The sequence below is a fragment of the Paraburkholderia acidiphila genome (assembly GCF_009789655.1).
Classification (GTDB): domain Bacteria; phylum Pseudomonadota; class Gammaproteobacteria; order Burkholderiales; family Burkholderiaceae; genus Paraburkholderia; species Paraburkholderia acidiphila.
Map to the genome: position 1 here is coordinate 411973 of NZ_CP046911.1, position 18438 is coordinate 430410.

At 63.6% G+C, this 18438-nt stretch carries 17 protein-coding genes; 8 read left to right on the plus strand and 9 right to left on the minus strand.

Annotation, left to right across the window (positions count from 1 at the left end; translation table 11 throughout):
- Positions 1 to 2 precede the first annotated feature (2 nt).
- Entirely contained in the window at positions 3 to 902 is a 900-nt protein-coding gene (locus tag FAZ97_RS26110) for a LysR family transcriptional regulator (RefSeq protein ID WP_158761402.1), read from the minus strand.
- Between the two features lie 121 nt (positions 903 to 1023).
- Between FAZ97_RS26110 and FAZ97_RS26115 the strand changes: the two genes are divergently transcribed.
- Together FAZ97_RS26115 and FAZ97_RS26120 are read left to right on the plus strand one after the other, a co-directional pair.
- Positions 1024 to 1452, plus strand: coding sequence for a (R)-mandelonitrile lyase (locus FAZ97_RS26115; RefSeq protein WP_158761403.1), 429 nt, complete (start codon positions 1024 to 1026; stop codon positions 1450 to 1452).
- Between the two features lie 83 nt (positions 1453 to 1535).
- A complete protein-coding gene (locus tag FAZ97_RS26120; RefSeq protein WP_233271903.1) occupies positions 1536 to 2225 on the plus strand; it encodes a carboxymuconolactone decarboxylase family protein in 690 nt (229 codons plus the stop codon).
- Positions 2226 to 2335: 110 nt separating this feature from the next.
- Here the strand turns inward: FAZ97_RS26120 and FAZ97_RS26125 are convergent, their stop codons facing one another.
- The 3 genes from FAZ97_RS26125 to FAZ97_RS26135 form a co-directional block, all read right to left on the minus strand.
- A complete protein-coding gene (locus FAZ97_RS26125; RefSeq protein ID WP_325073251.1) occupies positions 2336 to 2866 on the minus strand; it encodes a DUF4279 domain-containing protein in 531 nt (176 codons plus the stop codon).
- Positions 2763 to 3719: a hypothetical protein gene (locus FAZ97_RS26130; RefSeq protein WP_158761406.1), complete on the minus strand. Its 957-nt coding sequence runs from the start codon at positions 3717 to 3719 to the stop codon at positions 2763 to 2765. The genes FAZ97_RS26125 and FAZ97_RS26130 overlap by 104 nt, the downstream gene beginning before the upstream one ends.
- A 914-nt stretch (positions 3720 to 4633) precedes the next feature.
- Positions 4634 to 5620 (minus strand): alpha/beta hydrolase family protein, encoded by a 987-nt coding sequence (locus tag FAZ97_RS26135; RefSeq protein ID WP_158761407.1) that lies wholly within the window; start codon positions 5618 to 5620, stop codon positions 4634 to 4636.
- A gap of 338 nt (positions 5621 to 5958) precedes the next feature.
- Here FAZ97_RS26135 and FAZ97_RS26140 point away from each other — a divergent pair, with 338 nt between their 5' ends.
- Both FAZ97_RS26140 and FAZ97_RS26145 read left to right on the plus strand, forming a co-directional pair.
- Complete coding sequence (locus FAZ97_RS26140; RefSeq protein ID WP_407671906.1) at positions 5959 to 6288, plus strand: DUF4148 domain-containing protein; 330 nt, start codon at positions 5959 to 5961, stop codon at positions 6286 to 6288.
- A gap of 173 nt (positions 6289 to 6461) precedes the next feature.
- Positions 6462 to 7496, plus strand: a complete 1035-nt coding sequence (locus tag FAZ97_RS26145) for an LLM class oxidoreductase (RefSeq protein WP_158761408.1) — start codon at positions 6462 to 6464, stop codon at positions 7494 to 7496.
- Positions 7497 to 7605: 109 nt separating this feature from the next.
- On the opposite strand, the gene FAZ97_RS26150 is transcribed toward FAZ97_RS26145, so the two are convergent.
- On the minus strand, positions 7606 to 8085 hold the full coding sequence (locus FAZ97_RS26150) for a PRC-barrel domain-containing protein (RefSeq protein WP_233271904.1): 480 nt from the start codon (positions 8083 to 8085) through the stop codon (positions 7606 to 7608).
- Positions 8086 to 8305: 220 nt separating this feature from the next.
- Between FAZ97_RS26150 and FAZ97_RS26155 the strand changes: the two genes are divergently transcribed.
- From FAZ97_RS26155 to FAZ97_RS26165, 3 genes are all read left to right on the plus strand, one after another.
- Entirely contained in the window at positions 8306 to 9664 is a 1359-nt protein-coding gene (locus FAZ97_RS26155; protein WP_158761409.1) for a cation:proton antiporter domain-containing protein, read from the plus strand.
- A gap of 64 nt (positions 9665 to 9728) precedes the next feature.
- Positions 9729 to 9890 carry a DUF1328 domain-containing protein gene (locus FAZ97_RS26160; protein ID WP_158761410.1) on the plus strand — a complete coding sequence of 54 codons (162 nt, stop codon included), beginning with the start codon at positions 9729 to 9731 and terminating at the stop codon, positions 9888 to 9890.
- A gap of 103 nt (positions 9891 to 9993) precedes the next feature.
- Positions 9994 to 10281 carry a DUF1488 family protein gene (locus tag FAZ97_RS26165; protein ID WP_158761411.1) on the plus strand — a complete coding sequence of 96 codons (288 nt, stop codon included), beginning with the start codon at positions 9994 to 9996 and terminating at the stop codon, positions 10279 to 10281.
- 4 nt (positions 10282 to 10285) lie between these two features.
- Here FAZ97_RS26165 and tkt read toward each other — a convergent pair whose 3' ends face one another.
- Positions 10286 to 12403, minus strand: coding sequence for a transketolase (gene tkt, locus FAZ97_RS26170; RefSeq protein ID WP_158761412.1), 2118 nt, complete (start codon positions 12401 to 12403; stop codon positions 10286 to 10288).
- 1124 nt (positions 12404 to 13527) lie between these two features.
- Here tkt and FAZ97_RS26175 point away from each other — a divergent pair.
- On the plus strand, positions 13528 to 14421 hold the full coding sequence (locus tag FAZ97_RS26175; RefSeq protein WP_158761413.1) for a TauD/TfdA dioxygenase family protein: 894 nt from the start codon (positions 13528 to 13530) through the stop codon (positions 14419 to 14421).
- Positions 14422 to 14865: 444 nt separating this feature from the next.
- Here FAZ97_RS26175 and FAZ97_RS26180 read toward each other — a convergent pair whose 3' ends face one another.
- From FAZ97_RS26180 to FAZ97_RS26190, 3 genes are all read right to left on the minus strand, one after another.
- The gene (locus tag FAZ97_RS26180; protein ID WP_158761414.1) at positions 14866 to 15846 is read right to left on the minus strand and encodes a zinc-dependent alcohol dehydrogenase family protein; all 981 of its coding nucleotides are present in this window, start codon (positions 15844 to 15846) and stop codon (positions 14866 to 14868) included.
- Between the two features lie 50 nt (positions 15847 to 15896).
- Positions 15897 to 17294, minus strand: a complete 1398-nt coding sequence (locus FAZ97_RS26185) for a dihydrolipoyl dehydrogenase (protein ID WP_158761415.1) — start codon at positions 17292 to 17294, stop codon at positions 15897 to 15899.
- A 131-nt stretch (positions 17295 to 17425) separates the two neighbouring features.
- Positions 17426 to 18340 carry a LysR family transcriptional regulator gene (locus FAZ97_RS26190; protein ID WP_158761416.1) on the minus strand — a complete coding sequence of 305 codons (915 nt, stop codon included), beginning with the start codon at positions 18338 to 18340 and terminating at the stop codon, positions 17426 to 17428.
- Positions 18341 to 18438 lie beyond the last annotated feature (98 nt).

Consider the following 18438-nt stretch of genomic DNA (forward strand, 5'->3'; position numbering starts at 1 on the left):
ATTCATTCGGCCGAGCCATCGCGCAGCGCGGCGATGACGAGTCGTACCGAGCGCGCGGACTGGCGCCGCGTCGCGTAGTAGGCGTGGTGGCCGGTAAAGGTGGGAAACCAGTCTTCCAGCGCCCATTGCAGGCGGCCTTCGCGCACATGGTTCTCGGCCAGCGCACGCGGAATGTAGGCGAGTCCGAAGCCGCGCAAGGCCGCGTCGAGCATCTGATACGAATTATTGAAAACGAGTTGGCCGCGAACCTTGACCTCGATGTGTTTGTTGCCCTTGTGAAACTCCCATGGCAGGTCGGTTTCCGTGCGGGGTAGCCTCAGATTGATGCAGTTGTGCGCCGTCAATTGTCGCGGATGTGCAAGCGGCGGCGCCTTGGCGAGATAATCCGGACTGCATACGATCGCCAGCGTTTCGTCCGGCGCAATGCGCACGGCGATCATGTCCTTTTCCACCTGATCGCCAAGACGCACGCCAATGTCGAACCGGTCGGCGACGATGTCGGTAAATCCGTAATCGTTGATGAGTTCGATACGCAGATCCGGGTTTTCGCGCAGCACCCCTTGTAGTTTCGGCCAGATGTACTGGTTCGCCGCGTAGTCCGTTGCCGTGATGCGCACCGTGCCCACGGCACGCTCGCGCAACTCGGCAATCGCGCGCAACTCGGCGTCGATCTCCTCGAGCTTGGGCGCGACGCCGTTCAATAGTTGCTGACCGGCCTCGGTCGTCGACACGCTGCGAGTGGTTCGCACGAGCAGCAGCGAGCCCAGCCGCCGCTCGAGCGCCGCCACGCTCCTGCTGAGCGACGATTGCGACACGCCCAGCCTTCGCGCGGCGCGCGTGAAGCTGCGCTCCTGCGCCACGGTGAGCAGAGCGATCAGCTCGTTCAGGTCGGGAATTTCCATTTATGCACCATAGCATGAATATATGCCGATTTTGCCATCTAGTCGGCGCGCGACCAAGGAACTAGATTGGCGGTTGGGTGTTTTCACCATCGGACCAACCAGATCGCACAGGAGTCAGATCATGACCAGGCCAGCACAAACCATCATCCGCAACGGCACGAAACCTTCGATCAAAGGACCGGAGACTTTCTTCACCGGTTCGGTGCGGATCGACAGCCCGTTCCAGGCGGAGGAACCCGGCCGCGTCGGCGGCGCCATCGTGACGTTCGAGCCCGGTGCGCGCACGCATTGGCATACCCATCCGCTGGGGCAAACGCTGGTCGTCCTGTCGGGCGTGGGCTGGACGCAGTGCGAAGGCGGTGCACGCACGGAAATCCGCGCCGGCGATATCGTCGCCTGCTCGTGCGGCAAGCGTCACTGGCACGGCGCAGCGCCGACTACCGCGATGTCGCACGTCGCGATCACCGAGATGCTCGACGGGAAGAACGTCGAATGGATGGAGCCCGTCACGGACGAGCAATACACGTCGGGCCCGCTGGTCACCGAGTGATACTCGCGACGACAGCTGCGAGCCGATCGTCGAGAAGCACGCTGCGAGCGCTTGCTATTTCTTCAGGAAAGCAAATGAATATTATGGATGTCTACGCCTGCTCCCCCGCACTGGCCCGCTATGAGCAGGAAGCGCTCTTTGGCAAGGTGTGGTCGCGCGCTGGCCTTTCACGCAGGGATCGGAGCATTGTCACGCTGGCGGCTGTCATCACCCAGGGGCGGATCGATGCACTGCCGTTCTACGCGAATTTCGCCCTCGATCACGGTGTCACGCCAAAGGAGATGTCGGAAATCGTGACGCACCTGGCGTTCTATGCGGGCTGGTGCAAAGGCACGACAGCGGCGGCCACTGTCGGGCGCGTGTTCGCCGAACGGGCCATTGGTGAAGATCAGCTTCCCGGCGAATCGCCCGCGCTGATGCCGCTGGACATGCAGGCAGAGGAAAAGCGCGCGCAGGCCGTGGAGCAAATGGTCGGCACGACCTCTGCGGGTCTCGTGGCCGACACGGGTGAGGTTCTGTTTCGCAACCTTTGGCTTCGGCCCGATCTGTCGCCGCGCGACCGGAGTCTCGTGACGGTTGCGTCGTTGATTACCGCGGGACATTTCGCGCAAGTGACGTTCCATCTGAACAAGGCGATGGACAACGGACTGCAACCCGACGAAGTTTCCGAAGTGGTCTCTCACCTCGCTTACTACGCGGGATGGCCGAACGCGTTCTCAGCCGTTCCGGTGGTGAGAAGCGTTCTGGAGAGTCGCGCGGGTAGCCATGCTTGACGCCGGCATCAATTGGGCGCGAGGGCGAAAAGGTTGAACGTGCACTAGCAAACGAAATGTTCAATCATAGATAGCCGCCACCGGTGTTGCGGGGCTGGATCGGCGTTGTACTATCGATACTCGTCAATTTCGACTGTGCCGCCCATTGCTTCCATCATGACGCGAATATCGATGGGCACATCTGGTGCGCGGTCTCCGGCTTTGTTGTCCCAATAACAGAAGAAGCGCATATGTGCGCCTTTGTCTGCGAGTAGTTGGCGAAGGTCTGCGCGGGGTAGATTCAGATGACGGACAAGATACCGAAGATGCGGTTCAAGCAAATCACTACAAACGGCTATCTTGCTCCGAATTCCCCATACTCCAGTCCGACCTGGCACGCTGCTAAGGCGCCCTGACGGTGTTTTGAATCGTTGTCCCTTTGTGACGGAAAAATCAGGAGCAACGCCGAAATACTCTGTCCAAAATTCGGGGTGGAGACTATCTCCGGCAACAGAGAACGACACATAGGCTAGTTGGTGAGTGTTTGTCATTTCGCGCTCAGAATGCGTAGTCGTGCATGTTGCCGATGATGTTTTTTCTAAATTCGATATCGCCGCTGTCATGCCAGATGACATTGTCGTCACCGCGCAAGTCGAGATCATCCTTCATGACGTGGACCATATCACCGAATGTGTCGCGATCGTAGCCAAGCATTTTCGCCGCGTAATCGGGATTGTTGGTTGATTTGGCAAGTTCCGCTACGTCGCCGTTGAGTTGCTGTGGCTGATAGCCGAATGGCTGCGCGTCACTTAGTGGTGTCGAGTCAGTACTTGAATCCGCACTGAACAGGTCATTGTCGAACGTACCGCCAACGTCACTTCCGGCGTCGTTACCATCCGAATCACTGTCACCGCTGACGAACAGTGCGCCTGCCGCCGACGCAACGAACCCCAAGAGTCCTGCGCCTCCATCTCCTTCGCTACTGCTCGCGGCACCGCTTACGGCTTGCGTCAGCCCAGTTGCGGCTTTGGCTACCTGCGAGGGCACATCGAATGCCGTAGGCAGGGCAGACCCCGCTCCAGCCACTTTGCCCTCCTGTGCGGCCTTGAACGCGACCCACTCATCCCATGTCAATGGACGGTTCGCATTTCCCCCACCCGATGCACTTGCCGACTGCCGGAACTGAGGCGCTGGCGTGAGCCGGAACACGCGTGGGCGCCGCGTCCACTCCCTGTCCATGTAAGGCACAAGCCGGCCGCTGCGCACCACATCGCACAAAACGCGCCGGACATCGTCGTTTGTAGTTGGCAGGTTCCAGTGGACGAAGTCGAGAATATCAGCAAGATACTCGTGGATTGTTTGCAGGCCGCGCTGACCGGTTATCGTGCGCAGGTCATCCTTCGGCCTGAAATAGCGGTAGAAGTCGCCCCGGTCCTCGTCGCGCTGACGTTCTAGTTCACCGCGCTCCCAGCGCTTGCGCTCGTGTTCGTCGCGCCAGACACGGGGCGTGCGCATCGACGACTGTCGGGAAGAGAGGGTTCCGTCCCTGCCGTCGGGCCATCCCCATCGCGGCCTTCTGAGCGGGTAGGACTTGATCGTGGTCCCTTGTTGACTCCAAACCGCTTCGCGGTATTGGCCGCCTGGTACTAGCGTGCATTGCCATCCGTTCTCCCGTGGTACTTCGAGGGTGTTCCGTCGCGGGCAAGGCATGGGCATGGTGTATCCATCGTCCTGTAGCTCATGGCCTATATACGTAACACGCGTACTGACGCCCGACCTTGCGCCATGTCGACGGTTGCACGACGTTGAATCGGATGGCACTGAAGATTGTGCCCAGTGTTGAATTAGACGATTACGCTCGTCGGCCGGAGGGCAGACGCACGGGCGCCACGATGGACACGGCGATGGATAGAGCCGACGGGGAATGACGCGCTGTTGAATACGACGAGGGGCTCGGACGGGAACCTCTGCGATGTCTACTCTGCATCAACCTCAGTGCGCCATCGCCAAACCAATCCTCACGAAGGACGCGGTCGCCGCGTGTCTCTCGATCGGCGGACTGCTGGTTGCCCTACCCAGGTACCTCGTCAGTCACCAATCAGGTTTGCCTGCTCCGCGCCGTGACTTTCGGCGCGGGCTTCTCTGAGCGGTGGGCCGCCGCCATTGCCTCCAGGCCCGCCATCACGAATCGCACGTAGTCGTCTACAATCGCGTTCGCGATTCTGCAGGACGTCGATCCCTCGGGCGTCGCGACCAATGTCACGGCGGGTTACCTGCGCGCGAGCCTGCGCGAGGATCGCCCGTGCTGCCATGCAAACGATTCCAGGCCGTTCCCATTGGCACGCAAGTGCAATTCCGTACGGACTGCGCGGGCGCTTGCGATCTCGCGACGGTTGCACTACAGGGCCGCGTGAGGGGAGGCGGGAAAGTTAGCGCAGATTCGCCTGGAAAAACGCGAGCACGCTTGCGTCGAATGCCTTGTGAAAGGCGACGCGGTCGAAACCGTGCTCGTCCACGCAGATCTCGCGCATCTTCTCCTTCATCGCCTCGGCGCAGGGCGCAAGAAAGGCGAAATGCGCCGAGTCCGGCACGAAGTGATAGTCGGGTTTGCGCGGCAGCGTCCTCGCAAGCGCGGGTGCGCTATGGGGCAATACGCCGTCGCCGCCATACTGCGAAGCCCAGACCTGAATGGGCGCTGTCACGTTGTTCAGATCGCTCGCGGCGGGGAAGACATTGAACGGATCGGCGATCACGTACGCCTTGATGCGCGGGTCGGCCGGCAGCGGCTGTGTGGGCACGTCTCCACGCTCGACCTCGTCACACACCGACGGCCTTGGGTCCGGACACGGCACATCGGCGTGCAGGAAGTCCGGCACGCCGCCCGCTAACACCAGACCCGTGTAGCCGCCGCGCGAAAAGCCGAAAAAGCCAATGCGTTGCGGGTCGATTTTCGCGGCGTCTGGCGCGGCGCTCAGCATGTAGCCGATCAGGCGCTTGATATCGGTTGGCCGCTCGATGAAGGCGGACATATCGCCGGAGCGGCTGGGGTCGGCGAACGAGTCGCCGGGGTGGTTGATTGCGGCCACAACGAAGCCCGCGTTGGCCAGCGTCTCGGCAAGGTCATGGTGACCCAGAAATGAGCCGGTGTGGCCGTGCGAAATGACGACGAGCGGGAGCTTCTCGCCAACGGTTGGACAGTCGCGCCGCCCGTGCAGGATGTACGGACCGAACGGCACATCCTCTGCGGGCTCGGCACATGGCGTCCACACCATGGCTTTCATTGCCGGGCCGTTGGCGTCGGCGGGAATGTCGAGGCGCTTGAAGCCAGCCGCGTGCGCGGTTGCCGCGAGCAGGCAGAACAGCAGGGTCAGGATCGAAGCAGCGACATACGGGTGTTTCTTGCGGGTTGTCGTCATGGCGCTTCCAAAGAGGTTGCCGAATATTTCTACTTGCTAACCTGCCAGTTACCGGATTATAGCGATGCGAGTCGCGCGCAGCGCTCCGCGTGCCTCCCGCGTGTCGTGAGCAACCCGCATCTCACAGTTCGTTGCGATGAAAAGATAGGCGGCAGTCGATGCGGTATCTTTTCAAATAAGGATGGCTAATCAATTGGGGAAAGGCTCAACCCGCTTTTTCCCGGTGGACACAAATGTTGTTCCCGTGCGGTTCTTTATCTTAAGTGGTCGCCTATTTACCATGCATTCACCTGCTGCAAACAACCGTTTGCGGTGCTTCCTGACCTTCGAGGTGAATCATGAAAGTGAAAGTTCTGGCTTCGGCCCTCTCTATCGCCGTGGCGCTCGCCGCACCCGCACTCGCATTGGCTCAGTCCAACAGCGCGCTCACTCGCGCGCAGGTTCGCAATGACCTCGTCCAGATCGAAAAGGCCGGGTACCGGCCCGGAGACGGCGACCAGGCGACTTACCCTCAGCAGATCCAGCAGGCCGAAGCGCGCGAGGCCCGCTCCACTGCGGCATCGAGCGGCTTTGGCGGCGTGGCCGCAGGAACTTCGCAGTCCGGGCAGACGTTGGCTGCACCCCGCGCGGATGTTCCGGGTCTGCGGCCCATTTATTTCGGCCAATGATTCCCGCTTTGCGCCCGGTTGGATCACGCAATCGGGCGCCTGAAACTGCCGCAGCGCAGCCCGCGCGTTACACGCGGGAACAACTGAATTGCCGCGAAGCCGGGTGATCGTCGGCGCGGCATTCGGCACAATGAGCGGCGTCCATCTCGTGGCTGTTTTACGGAAGTATCTTCATGTTGACCCCATCTCCCGATGCGTTGCCGCAATCGAATCCCGGATTCTCACGCATGTTCTCGTGTGGCCGCCTGACCCTCGGGGTGCTGTTTGCCATCGAATCGTATTCGGGCGACGCACCGACCATGCGCAACCAGATCGCGCTGGCCCGTGGGGCCGAGCAGGCTGGCTTCGCCGCGCTCGGCATACGTGACGTACCGCTGCGCGATCCCGGCTTCGGCGACCTCGGGCAAATCTACGACCCCTGGACATGGCTCGGCTATATAGCGGGTCAGACGGAATCCATCGCGCTCTTTACGGCGGCGATCGTGTTGCCCTTGCGTCATCCTGTCCACACGGCGAAAGCGGCGGCGAGCATTGACCAGCTCACCGGTGGCAGACTCGTGCTCGGCATTGCCTCGGGCGACAGGCCGGTCGAATTCCCGGCCTTCGCAGTGGATCGCGAACGGCGCGGCGAGATGTTTCGCGAACAGGTCCGCTATTTGAAGGTGGCGTGGGGCAACGCGTTTCCCGAGATTGAAAGCCGCTATGGCGTGCTCGGCGGCGCGGATCTCGTACCCAAGCCCGTCTCGGCCAGGGTGCCGCTGATCGTGACGGGCAATAGCCAGCAGTCGATCGAATGGATCGCACAGCATGCCGACGGATGGATCACGTATCAACGCACACTCGCCAGCCAGGTGGAACTCATCCGGCACTGGCACGAAACCGTTGCGCAGGTTTCCCCGGGCAGCTTCAAGCCGTTTGCGCAGCCCTATCACATCGATCTGGCCGAGAACCCGGACGAAGGTCCCACGCCGATTCACAATGGGCACCGCCTTGGCCGCAACTGGCCGATGCGAACGCTGGAGGCGCTCGAACGCGCAGGCGCGAACCACGTCCTGCTCAATCTCAAGTACGGAACGCGGCCTGCCGAAGCGGTCATGGAAGAATTGGCGGCCCATGTTGTGCCCCGCTTTCCGGCTCACGGGGGAGGCAATGCCGGGGACGCACGATCACCGTTGCTGAATAGCGGAACCGAGGCGTTAGCTCGATGAAGAAGCTGCGAATCGGTCACGACAATGACACCTCGATCGCAGCCTTGCCGACGACTGGTTGCGGGCCCGCGACAATCGCGGACCCGCAACGCTCAAGCGCGAGCAAGAATCAGATCATCGGGCCTGTTCCGGGCGGGTCGATGCGGTTGCCCGGCGCGAGCGGGTCGTCCTCCCAGTGCGCGCGGATGCCGTAGTACTCGTGCAGCGTCGTGGCCCAGCCGATGTCCGCCATCGAAGGCCAGTGGTCCTTGTCGAAGCCGGGCGCGTCTTTCACGCGTTCGGCGCTTACGTTGAGCAAGAAGCATTTTTGCGTGGTGTCGAGCGTGAGCGCGGCCCAGGGCAGGGCAAGCAGTTTGTCGCCGATGCCGAGGAAGCCGCCGCTCGACATGACCGTGTAAGCGATCCGTCCGCGCTCGACGTCCAGCATGATCTGCTTGATCTTGCCGAGTTCTTCGTTATCCGAACTGTACACGCGATCGCCTTCGAGCGTGCTCGATGCCATGATGTACGGGCCTGGGCCGGCAGCGGTCTCGCTGCCTTTACCGACGATACGCGCGCCGGTCTGCGGGGAATCGGGGTTCATCGCCATGATGGGCTCCTGAAATGATCGAAGGATGCGTGACTCGCTCGCATCGTCCGCATGGTCAACGGGTCGCCCGTTGGGCGCGCGGTATCGAGGCATGGGTCATTCAGCAACGCGCGGGCCTGAGCGACGTGAGGCGAGGAACGCAGGTTGCGCATTGCAGGGGCCGCACGCGGATTGCGGTCCACTCGTTGCGGCAACGATCGAAGAGGAGAGACGCCTGGCTATGCCGGAGGAAGCGCTTTGGTTTTTGCTCACAGGCGTGCTGCTGATGTTCGTGGCGCTCGCACGGGGCCCTATCGCGCGACTGCCGCTCACGGGCGCGATGATTTATCTGGCCGTTGGCGTCGTGGTGGGGCCGGGTCTGCTCGGTCTCGTTCACGCCGATCTCGCGCAGAACGCGCGCGCGCTGGCCGTACTGGCAGAAGCCGGGCTCGTCGTCTCGCTGTTTTCGGTGGGCTTGCATCTGCGCGTGCGGCTGCGCGAGCCGCTCTGGCGCTTGCCGCTGCGTCTCGGCGTGCTGGCCATGGTGCTCAGCGTCGCGCTGATGTTCGCGTTCGGCATGGCGACGGGTGCGGCCACGGGCGTCGCATTGTTTCTCGCGGCGGCGCTCGCGCCGACCGACCCGGTGCTCGCCAACGAACTGCGCGTGCACGAGGCGGGCGACGCGGAGCCCGTGCGCTTCGCGCTCTCGGGCGAGGGCGGGCTCAACGACGGCGCCGCCATGCCATTCGCGCTGCTCGGTCTCGCGCTGTGCGGCGTGCACGGCGTCGATACGCAAAACGCGGCGGCGTTCGCCGCGTGGGTGGCGTGGGGCATTGCAGGCGCACTGCTCGTTGGCGTGGTGCTCGCCATGCTCTGCGTGCGCAGTGTGTTCCATTTGCGCACGCGTCATGGCGAAGCGGTAGGGCTCGACAGCTTCATCGCCATCGGGCTGATGTCGGTGACCTACGGCGTAGCGCTGCTGCTGCACACGTATGCGTTCGTGGCGGTGTTCGCCGCGGGCGTGGCGCTGCGTCACGAGGAACTGCGCGCGACAGGCGAGCGCCGTCCCGCCGAGGCGCTCGAAAGCGTGCAACTCGGCGAGCGAACCGAAGTCGCGACAGATCCCCGGCGCGCGCACGTATGGCTTGCCGAAGGCATGACGCGATTCACGCTGGAAATCGAACGGCTGGCTGAGTTCTCGGTATTGCTGATCATCGGTTGTGTAATTTCGGCGCACTGGCGCGAGATGTTCGACCTGCGTGCGGTGCTGTGTGCACTCGCGCTGGTGTTCGTCGTGCGGCCGTTGGCCGTGCTCGCCGCAATGGCTGGCTCTGGCGCCCAGGGCACGCAGCGGCTCCTGATGGCGTGGATGGGTATACGCGGCGTGGGCGCGTTCTACTACGCGGTGTGGGGCATCGACCAGGCGGGCGACGTGCTGCGGCCCGTGCTGCCCGCCGCGCTCGATGCGATCGTGCTTTCCGTCGTGCTGCATGGCGCGACGGCGGGCTACCTGCTCGAACGCTATTACCGGCACCAAGAGGCGCGCGCCGCATCGGAACGCCAGTTGCGCCCGAGACAGGCTGCGCGCTCGCGTACATGAGCAAAACAGCGCCCGGGCACGGCCGGTGCGCATGGAGCAAGGGATACTTTCAAAGGAGCCGGCAATGCTTTACTACGCGATCGTTTTCTTCGTCATCGCCATCATCGCGGCTGTTTTCGGGTTTGGCGGGATTGCCGCGGGGGCGGCGGGCATCGCCAAGATTCTGTTCCTGATCTTCGTGATCCTCTTTCTGGCCAGCCTGCTATTCGGCATCTCGCGGCGCTAACGCGTCACCCGGCGGGATTCCATGCGCGTCGCTCCATGGCGGCGCCTGAGCAGCTACGCGTCCGATAGCGGCTACGCGCCCGATATTCAGGAGTCCATCCATCATGAACATTTCCTTTCCCGAAGGCCCGGTCGAGTACGACACCGAGGAATTCGCGCTCACCTTTGTTGCGGTGGCGGATTCTGTCGCTGTGGACTGCGCGATTACGGCTGAGGCGCTGGAAGACCGTTTCGGTGCGAGATCGTTGCGCGAGCCCGACCTGCGCCTCGCGTTTCACCGCAACCGCGCCGCCATCGAAGCGGCCGCCGCCCGGCTCATTGAAGAGACGGACGGCAAGCCGGTGATGATTCACAGCGGCTATTTGCGCATGTACGGCACGAGCAGGCACTGACCGCCTACTCGCTGGCTCCCGCCTTGCAACGCGCAATCTGCTTCTTCGCTTCTTCCACCACGTGCTCCGGCGTGAAGCCGAATTTGGCTCTCAGCGCGTTGATCGGCGCGGAGGCGCCGAACGTGCGCATTACGATCTGCGAGCCGAAGCGGCCGACGTAGCGGTCCCAGCCGAGCGTCGCCGCTTGCTCCACGGCCACGCGTGCATGGATGTGCGGCGGCAGAACCGAATCGCGATACGCCTCGTCTTGCAGTTCGAACAGGCCCCACGAAGGCATCGAGACCACGCGCGCGGCGATCCCCTCCTTTTTCAGCGTTTCGTATGCTCCGATGCACAGCGACACCTCGCTACCCGTGGAGAGGAGCAGGACTTCGGGCTGCTTGCCATCGGGTGCGTCGGCGAGCACGTAGGCGCCACGCCGCACGCCTTGCGCGCTCGCGTATTTCGTGCGGTCGAACGTGGGCAGCGCCTGGCGCGTCAACACCAGGCAGGCCGGCTCGTGCGCATGCGAGAACGCAACGCGCCAGGCCTCTGCGACTTCGTTGGCGTCGGCGGGGCGCAGCGTGAGCAGGTCCGGTACGCTGCGCAGCGCGGCGAGCTGCTCGATCGGCTGGTGCGTGGGCCCGTCTTCGCCAAGGCCGATCGAATCGTGCGTGAACACGTAGACCACAGGCAGTTCCATGATCGCGGCGAGCCGGATGGGGGGCTTCATGTAGTCGCTGAAAATGAGGAACGTCGACGCGAACGGCCGCAAGCCCGAAAGCGCGAGTCCATTGCAGACCGCGCCCATGCCGTGTTCGCGAATGCCGAAGTGCAGGTTGCGGCCGTCGTAGTGATCGCGCTCGAAGCTTCCCGCGCCCTCGAACTTGAGATTGGTCTTGGTGGAGGGCGCGAGATCGGCCGCGCCGCCGATGACCCACGGCACGCGTTGGGCAATGGCGTTGAGCACCTTGCCTGAGGAATCGCGCGTGGCGAGGCCCTTTTCATCGGCTTCGAAGGTGGGAATGTTGGCGTCCCAGCCCTCGGGCAGCTTGCCTGCGAGCATTAGGCTCAGTTCCTTCGCGGGCTCGGGGTAGCGCTTCGCATAGTCGTCGTAGCGTTGCTTCCACGCTTCGTGCGCGGCCTTGCCGCGTGCGCCCATGCCTTGCGCGAAACGGTCGTACACGCCATCGGGCACGAGAAACTGCGCGTCCTCCGGCCAGCCGTACGCGCGTTTGGCGAGTCGCACTTCTTCCTCGCCCAGTGCTTCGCCGTGCGCCGCCGCCGTGTCCTGCCGGTTCGGCGCGCCCCAGCCGATGATGCTCTTCACCACGATCAGCGTGGGCTTGTCGGTCACGGCCTGCGCTTCTTCGATGGCGGCCTCGATGGCCTTCAAGTCGTTGGCATCGTCCACGTGCAGCGTGTGCCAGTGGTAGCCGCGAAAGCGGGATTCGACATCGTCGCTATAGGCGAGGTCCGTGTGGCCCTCGATCGTGATGCGGTTGCTGTCGTAAAACCAGATCAGATTCGACAGACCCAGATGGCCCGCGAGCGACGCCGCCTCGTGCGAGACGCCTTCCATCATGTCGCCGTCGCCACACAACGCATAGACGCGGTAGTCGAAGATCGTGGCGTCGGGGCGATTGAAGCGCTGGGCAAGCCAGCGTTCGGCCATGGCCATGCCCACGCTGTTGCCGAGCCCCTGGCCGAGCGGCCCGGTGGTCGTCTCCACGCCCGTTGTCATGCGATATTCCGGGTGCCCAGGCGTCACGCTGTCGAGCTGGCGAAAGTGTTTGATATCGTCGAGCGAGACCGCGGGCTTGCCCGTGAGCTGGCCTTTTTCGTCTACGGCTTGCACACCCGTGAGGTGCAAGAGCGAGTAGAGCAGCATGGACGCGTGGCCGTTCGAGAGCACGAAGCGGTCGCGGTTGGGCCATAGCGGCGCGGCCGGGTCGTAGCGCAGATGATGCTGCCAGATCTGGTACGCGAGCGGCGCGAGCGCCATCGGCGTGCCGGGGTGGCCGGAGTTGGCCTTTTGCACGGCGTCCATCGACAAGGTGCGGATCGTGTCGATGACGCGACGGTCGAGATCGGATGGATCGGCTTGGGTGGGCCGGGCATTCGACGCTGCATTCGATGACATAAGCTGGGACTCCTCGGCAGGGGCGCGCTGCATGCGGCGCAGTGCGCGAAGGGATGAATGCGCAATTGCGGTGCCGGCCAGGGCACCGCGCTTGCGCCGCGCTTGGGGCCATCGGGGCACGGGTTTCGCGGTTCGGCGCTCGCGCGTCCCTCCAATTGGCTTACCGGGCCGCTGCACAGAAAGCGCAATACAAGGTTGTCGTCGTGACCGGCGCGAGCGCCGGCGCGCCGCTCTTTACGCAGCAGGATAGATAAAGGCCGATGGGCGGTGTGGCGAAGGCACTGCCCGTTTGCGCAGGCAGGTATGCTTACGCTTGTGATCGTATTCCCATTTGGACACGCTCGCTCTAAGCGCGCACAAGGCGCGCGGAGGTCATGCGCAGCGTGTGCGAAATATCGGTATGCCGAACGCAGGCGCATTGCGTCTGGACGCCTGGCGGTATGAACGGCCTCAAGCGCTTTCCAGACCCGCTGCTGAAACGGCGTGCTCCGCAAGCGGCGGCGAGATGTGCATCAGTACCACGCACGCACGACGCGTCCGATCCTTCGCGATTCGGATCACCGCCAGCGCAGCAGCGCACGTGGCGGGGGTGCGAAGGGCTCGCGCTGCGGCCGATGTGCGCGGTCATGTCGTAGATTCGGATTGATGTTCAGGTCTGCGAATTAACAATCGGATTAGACAAAATTTGTCAATTGTCGAACGAAATCGCGATACCAATGCGGCGTGCATTCCTCCCGCATCAATTCACGAACATCCGATTCCGCCAGTTTTGATGGCGCGACAGATTGCCTGGTAGGGCGCGATTCGGCGCGTCTTGTCGCCGGTTGCAGTGCCGGACCGGACCTTCTTGTGACTTCACTGACGGTATGGAAATGGCGGAAAAGCAACGACGTTACGGGGGCGGCCATGACTCAGGCTTTGTCAGTGATGCCGGGTGCGGCATCGCGCAGGCCAGATTCGGACGTAAGTCTTCGAGCCCGCAGCGCGCCGTTCAACGGCGCTGCCCGTATGTCTTAGCAGCGCCTTTATGACTCGAACGGATAAACGTATCGGATTTGCTTCGTTGCCAGGCGGCATACGGATCACGTAGATTGAAGCCATTGCTTACCTGAAAGGCTCGCTGCGTGACTACCCCCGCCACATTCACCGCTTCTGCCGCCGCGCCGCAGCACTTCGAGATTCTTCCCCTGAATGCGCGCCTTGGCGCGGAAGTCGTCGGCCTCGATCTCGCGAAGCCGGTTTCCAGCAAAGACTTCGCACGCATTCATCGCGCGCACCTCGATCATCACGTGCTGGTGTTTCGCGACCAGCGCATCACGCCGGAACAACAGGTCGAGTTCAGCCGCCGCTTCGGGCCGCTGCAGATCCATGTGTTGCATCAGTTCGCACTGGCGGGCCACCCGGAGGTGCTGATCGTCTCGAACATCGTGGAGAACGGCAAGCCCATCGGCCTTGGCGACGCGGGCCACTTCTGGCATTCCGATCTTTCATACAAGGAAAAGCCGAGCCTCGGTTCGCTGCTGCACGCGCAGGAGTTGCCCGCAGAGGGCGGAGACACGCTGTTCGCCAACATGCATCTCGCGTGGGAAACGCTGCCTGCGCACTTGCGTAGCGCCGTGGAGGGGCGGCGCGCCGAGCATACCTATCTCGCGCGCTATGCGGAGCTCCAGGCGCGCAGCCCGTGGCGGCCGAATCTCACGGCGGAGCAGATCGCGCGGGTCTTGCCCGTTGTGCACCCAGTCGTGCGCACGCATCCTGAGACGGGCCGCAAAGCGCTGTTCGTGAGCGAACATTTCACGACGCGCATCGTCGATCTGCCCGAGGACGAAAGCCGCGCGCTGCTCGACGAACTGTTCGCCCACAGCGTGCGCGCAGACCATTGCTACCGCCACGCATGGCGCGAGCATGACCTCGTGTTCTGGGACAACCGCTCCCTCATGCACCTCGCTGCGGGCACGCCCGATCATCTGCGCCGCAAGCTTTATCGCACCACCATCGAAGGCGATACGCCGTTTTGATCGGCGCTGGGGAGCGTTTTTTCGCGCGTTGCGTATTGCACAGAATACTAACGAGTCGACAGCATGTCGTTTTCTATTGATAGTGCGCTTGCTGCTTCGTTCTCGATTGCACTCGCATCGTTTGGTCTGAATGCGCTTGCGTACCCTTCGGTTTCCGGTGTCCCTTGCAGACCCGGCCGCTGCGCGCGCAGCGAGCAGCGGGAACGGATGAGCCCTTTGTCACTAACGAGTATGGTGCGAGGTGCCAGACGCTCCGGAGCCATTCAAGTGGGGTGGTGCGAGGTGAACGGTGGCAGGCATTAGCGGTGTGAGCGGCTTTCTTTTGCCTACTTTTCTTTGCCGCTGCAAAGAAAAGTAGGTGCCGCCCCGCACAGGGGCAACGCATGAAGTACCGCCGCGAAAACAAGTAAAGCCCAAAGCGCCCAAGACCCAGCGCGCCACCCTTCACCCAACCTCAACAACAACCTTACTCCCCGCACTACCATCGGCTACGGCTTCATAACCCCGCTCAACATCCGCGAGCGCGAACCGCCGCGAATCCACCCGCGGAGCAAGCAACCCGGCCTCGGCAAGCCGCGTCGCCTCCCCCAACATTTCCCCGTGATGCGCCCGATGCTTGCCACTCAACAGCGGATAAAGCGTAAACACACCCGAATACGTCGCCTCCCGAAACGACAGCGGCGCGAGCGCATGCGTCCCCCACCCGAGCGCGCTCACCACATGCCCGAAATGCTTGACTGCGGCAAAGGAGGCATCGAGGGTCTTGCCACCCACGGTGTCCACGACGAGATCGAAGCCAGCGCCTGCGGTATGCGCCTGAACGTACTGCTCAACGCCAGACGCGCCATAGTCGATAGGCGTCGCGCCCATTCGCGAAATCACGTCTGCATTGCGCGCGCTACCCGTGGCGAAAACCTGCGCCCCGAGCGCACACGCAATCTGCACGGCCACGTGGCCGACACCGCCCGCGCCGCCCTGAACCAGCACGCTCTGGCCCGCCGCCAGATGCGCACGATCGACGATGCCCGACCACGCCGTGATGAACGCAAGCGGCAGCGCAGCCGCTTCACGCATGGAGAGATTCGCGGGCTTGCGCGCGAGCAGGTCCGCGTCAACGGCGGCATACTCGGCCAGCGCGCCTTGAATGCCGCCCACGCCGCCCGTCATGCCATACACCTCGTCGCCGGGCGCGAAACGCGTAACGCCAGCGCCGACCGCTTCCACCACGCCCGCCATGTCGATACCGAGCACGAGCGGCAGTGGATGCTTTGCATGATCGGCCTTTCCCGCGCGAATCTTCACGTCGAGCGGGTTCAGACCTGCCGCATGAATGCGCACGAGCACCTGGCCCGGTTGCGGTTGCGGGCGCTCCAGCGTGGCAAGTTCGAGCGGACCATCGTAGTGGCTGAGGACGAGCGCTTTCATTTTTGGTGTGTGTCCTTGCGAGTTAAAAAGGTGGCCTAAGCGAAACTCGCTCAGCCCTTGTGATTCAGTTGCGACGCGGCGTCGCGCAACGCCGTGCGCAACCCTTCTTCCACGACGGGGTGATAGAACGGCATCGCCAGCATGTCGTCCACGCTCAACCCCATCTGCACGCTCCAGGCGAGCAGGTGGCCGATATGCTCGGCCGCCGGCCCGAACCATTCCGCACCCACGAAGCGCCGTGTCGCGCGATCCACGTAGACATGGCCCAAGCCGTGGTTCTTGAGCATCACACGGCTGCGGCCCTGGTCCTCGAAACTCACGGCGCCCGTCACGAAGCTGCCCGCCACCAGTTCCCGGTGCGCCTTGCCGACCATCGCGATCTGCGGATCGGAGAAGACGATCGCAAGCGGCGCGCGCCGTGCGACGGGTTCGACTTCCGGAACGCGCGCTGCATTCCGGCCCGCGGCGCGCCCCTCGTCGGCGGCTTCGTGAAGCAGCGGCAGCACGTCGTTCGCGTCGCCCGCCACGAACACCGGCGCGGTGCCAGCCTGTAGCGTAGCCGGGTCGGAGCGCGGCACGCCGTGCGCGTCGAGTTCGAGCGACGTGTTCGCCAGTCCGAGGCTCGCCACGTTGGGGTGCCGACCCGCTGCCGCCAACACGTAATCAAACGTTTCTTCGGACTCCGTGCCATCGACGCGGGCATAGCGGAGCGTCACACCCGCATCGTTGCGCGTTGCCGACACGACACGCCCCTGGGTTTCGAAGTGCATCTCCGCGCCAAACACGCGGTGCGCCTCAGCGATCACGCGCGGGTCCGTAAGCGGCCCCACGCTGCCGTGCGAGCCGCCGTACAACGTGACCCGCACGCCAAGCCGTGTGAGCGCCTGGCCAAGTTCCAGGCCGATTACGCCCGCACCGACCACCGCCACGCTGCGCGGCAGGTCTTCCCACGCAAACACGTCGTCGTTGACGATGAGCCTGTCGCCAAGTCCCGCGAGCGAAGCGGGTATCGTGGGTGTCGATCCCGTTGCGATCACGACGCTTTTTGCGCGCACTTGCGTATGCTCTCCCACCTGAATCAGGCCGTCGTCGATAAAGCGTGCATGCCCAACCAGACGGTCCGCTTCTGGCAGTGCAAGCACGCCCTCCACGACGAAACCGACAAACCGGTCGCGCTCGCTGCGCACGCGCGCCATCACGGCGCGGCCGTCGATTTCCATGCCGTGCGGGTTGACGCCGAAGCGCGGCGCGAGACTCACCGCGTGCGCCGCCTCGGCCGCCGCGATCAACAGCTTCGACGGCATACAGCCCACTCGCGCACACGTCGTTCCGTAGGCGCCGCCTTCAATGATGATTGCGCTCGCACCTTCCGCCTTCGCGGCGCGGTAAGCTGAGAGTCCAGCCGTGCCCGAGCCGATGATCGCAACATCCGTTCGCAGAGTATGCATCGCGTTTCCTTTAGGGGTTCATGCATTCGTTTCCATGACCCAGTCTAGGAGGTCCACACGCGCGGGTGAATGTCGGTGCGGCTCAAGTTCATGCCCGATCGTCTCACGCGCGGTGAGGCGCGGGCAGCCAGTCACGCGGTCGTGTGCTGCGCGAGCCAGTCGATCAATACGCGCACCTTCGGCGGCAGAAAGCGATTGGGAGGATAGAGCATCCACACCGGGCCGCTGTACGCGCGCGGCGCGAGCGACCACTCGGGCAGCACGCGCACGAGCAAGCCGTCGCGCAGCGCGTCCGCCGCGGCGAATTCGGGCAGGCTCGCAATGCCCCAGTCCGCAAGCGCCGCGTCGCGCCGCGCGCCCACGTCGTTGGCAATATAGCGGCCCTTTACCTCGACGGTGTGCGTTTGCGCCCCGCGCCGGAACGTCCAGCGGTTGTCGTCGGGGGTTTCGCCCAGATAGAGGCAATCGTGGCGCGCGAGGTCCTTCGGGTGTTTCGGCGTGCCGCGCTCGCGCAGATAAGCCGGGGACGCGCACGGCATCCATTGCAGCGTGCCGAGCCGCCGCGCCGCGAGCCCCGGCGGCGGCGTGGGCGTGGGGCGGATCACGATATCGACGCTGTCGCGCACCGGGTCGACGTCGTGGTCGGTGAAGATGAGCTGCACCGCGACTTCCTCATACGCGCGCAGAAAGCCGGCAATCAGCGGATGGATGACGCTTTGCGCGAAGGAAATGGGGGCGCTGACACTCACGCGGCCATGCGGGCGGCCGGCAAGGCGGCTGGCCGCCTGGGCAGCGCTCGCGGCGGCTTCGACCATCTCCGTGCAGTGACGGTAGACCTCGGCGCCCGATTCCGTGAGCCGCAGGCTGCGTGTGGAGCGTTCCAGCAGGCGCGTGCCGAGCGCGCGTTCGAGCCGCTGCATCTGGCGGCTCACGGTGGAAGGCGTACTGCCGAGCTGGCGCGCCGCGACCGAGAAATTACCGGCATCGACCACGCGGGCGAAGGTGGCCAGATCGGGCAGCAGGGGCAGGAGGTCGGTGGGCGTCATGGCGGGCAGGGCGAAATCATTTGTGCATTTGAAACATAAATGATGTTCCGGTAAACCGGATTATCGCTGGGGAAGCCATATCGGACAATGCGTCCATT

Coding starts and splice junctions, on each gene's coding strand:
- tkt (WP_158761412.1), bottom strand. CDS start 12,403: ATGTCATCGAATGCAGCGTCGAATGCCCGGCCCACCCAAGCCGATCCA.
- FAZ97_RS26110 (WP_158761402.1), bottom strand. CDS start 902: ATGGAAATTCCCGACCTGAACGAGCTGATCGCTCTGCTCACCGTGGCG.
- FAZ97_RS26125 (WP_325073251.1), bottom strand. CDS start 2,866: ATGATCTCGACTTGCGCGGTGACGACAATGTCATCTGGCATGACAGCG.
- FAZ97_RS26150 (WP_233271904.1), bottom strand. CDS start 8,085: ATGGCGATGAACCCCGATTCCCCGCAGACCGGCGCGCGTATCGTCGGT.
- FAZ97_RS26180 (WP_158761414.1), bottom strand. CDS start 15,846: ATGAAAGCGCTCGTCCTCAGCCACTACGATGGTCCGCTCGAACTTGCC.
- FAZ97_RS26185 (WP_158761415.1), bottom strand. CDS start 17,294: ATGCATACTCTGCGAACGGATGTTGCGATCATCGGCTCGGGCACGGCT.
- FAZ97_RS26140 (WP_407671906.1), top strand. CDS start 5,959: ATGAAAGTGAAAGTTCTGGCTTCGGCCCTCTCTATCGCCGTGGCGCTC.
- FAZ97_RS26135 (WP_158761407.1), bottom strand. CDS start 5,620: ATGACGACAACCCGCAAGAAACACCCGTATGTCGCTGCTTCGATCCTG.
- FAZ97_RS26145 (WP_158761408.1), top strand. CDS start 6,462: ATGTTGACCCCATCTCCCGATGCGTTGCCGCAATCGAATCCCGGATTC.
- FAZ97_RS26115 (WP_158761403.1), top strand. CDS start 1,024: ATGACCAGGCCAGCACAAACCATCATCCGCAACGGCACGAAACCTTCG.
- FAZ97_RS26165 (WP_158761411.1), top strand. CDS start 9,994: ATGAACATTTCCTTTCCCGAAGGCCCGGTCGAGTACGACACCGAGGAA.
- FAZ97_RS26130 (WP_158761406.1), bottom strand. CDS start 3,719: ATGCGCACGCCCCGTGTCTGGCGCGACGAACACGAGCGCAAGCGCTGG.
- FAZ97_RS26190 (WP_158761416.1), bottom strand. CDS start 18,340: ATGACGCCCACCGACCTCCTGCCCCTGCTGCCCGATCTGGCCACCTTC.
- FAZ97_RS26155 (WP_158761409.1), top strand. CDS start 8,306: ATGCCGGAGGAAGCGCTTTGGTTTTTGCTCACAGGCGTGCTGCTGATG.
- FAZ97_RS26120 (WP_233271903.1), top strand. CDS start 1,536: ATGGATGTCTACGCCTGCTCCCCCGCACTGGCCCGCTATGAGCAGGAA.
- FAZ97_RS26160 (WP_158761410.1), top strand. CDS start 9,729: ATGCTTTACTACGCGATCGTTTTCTTCGTCATCGCCATCATCGCGGCT.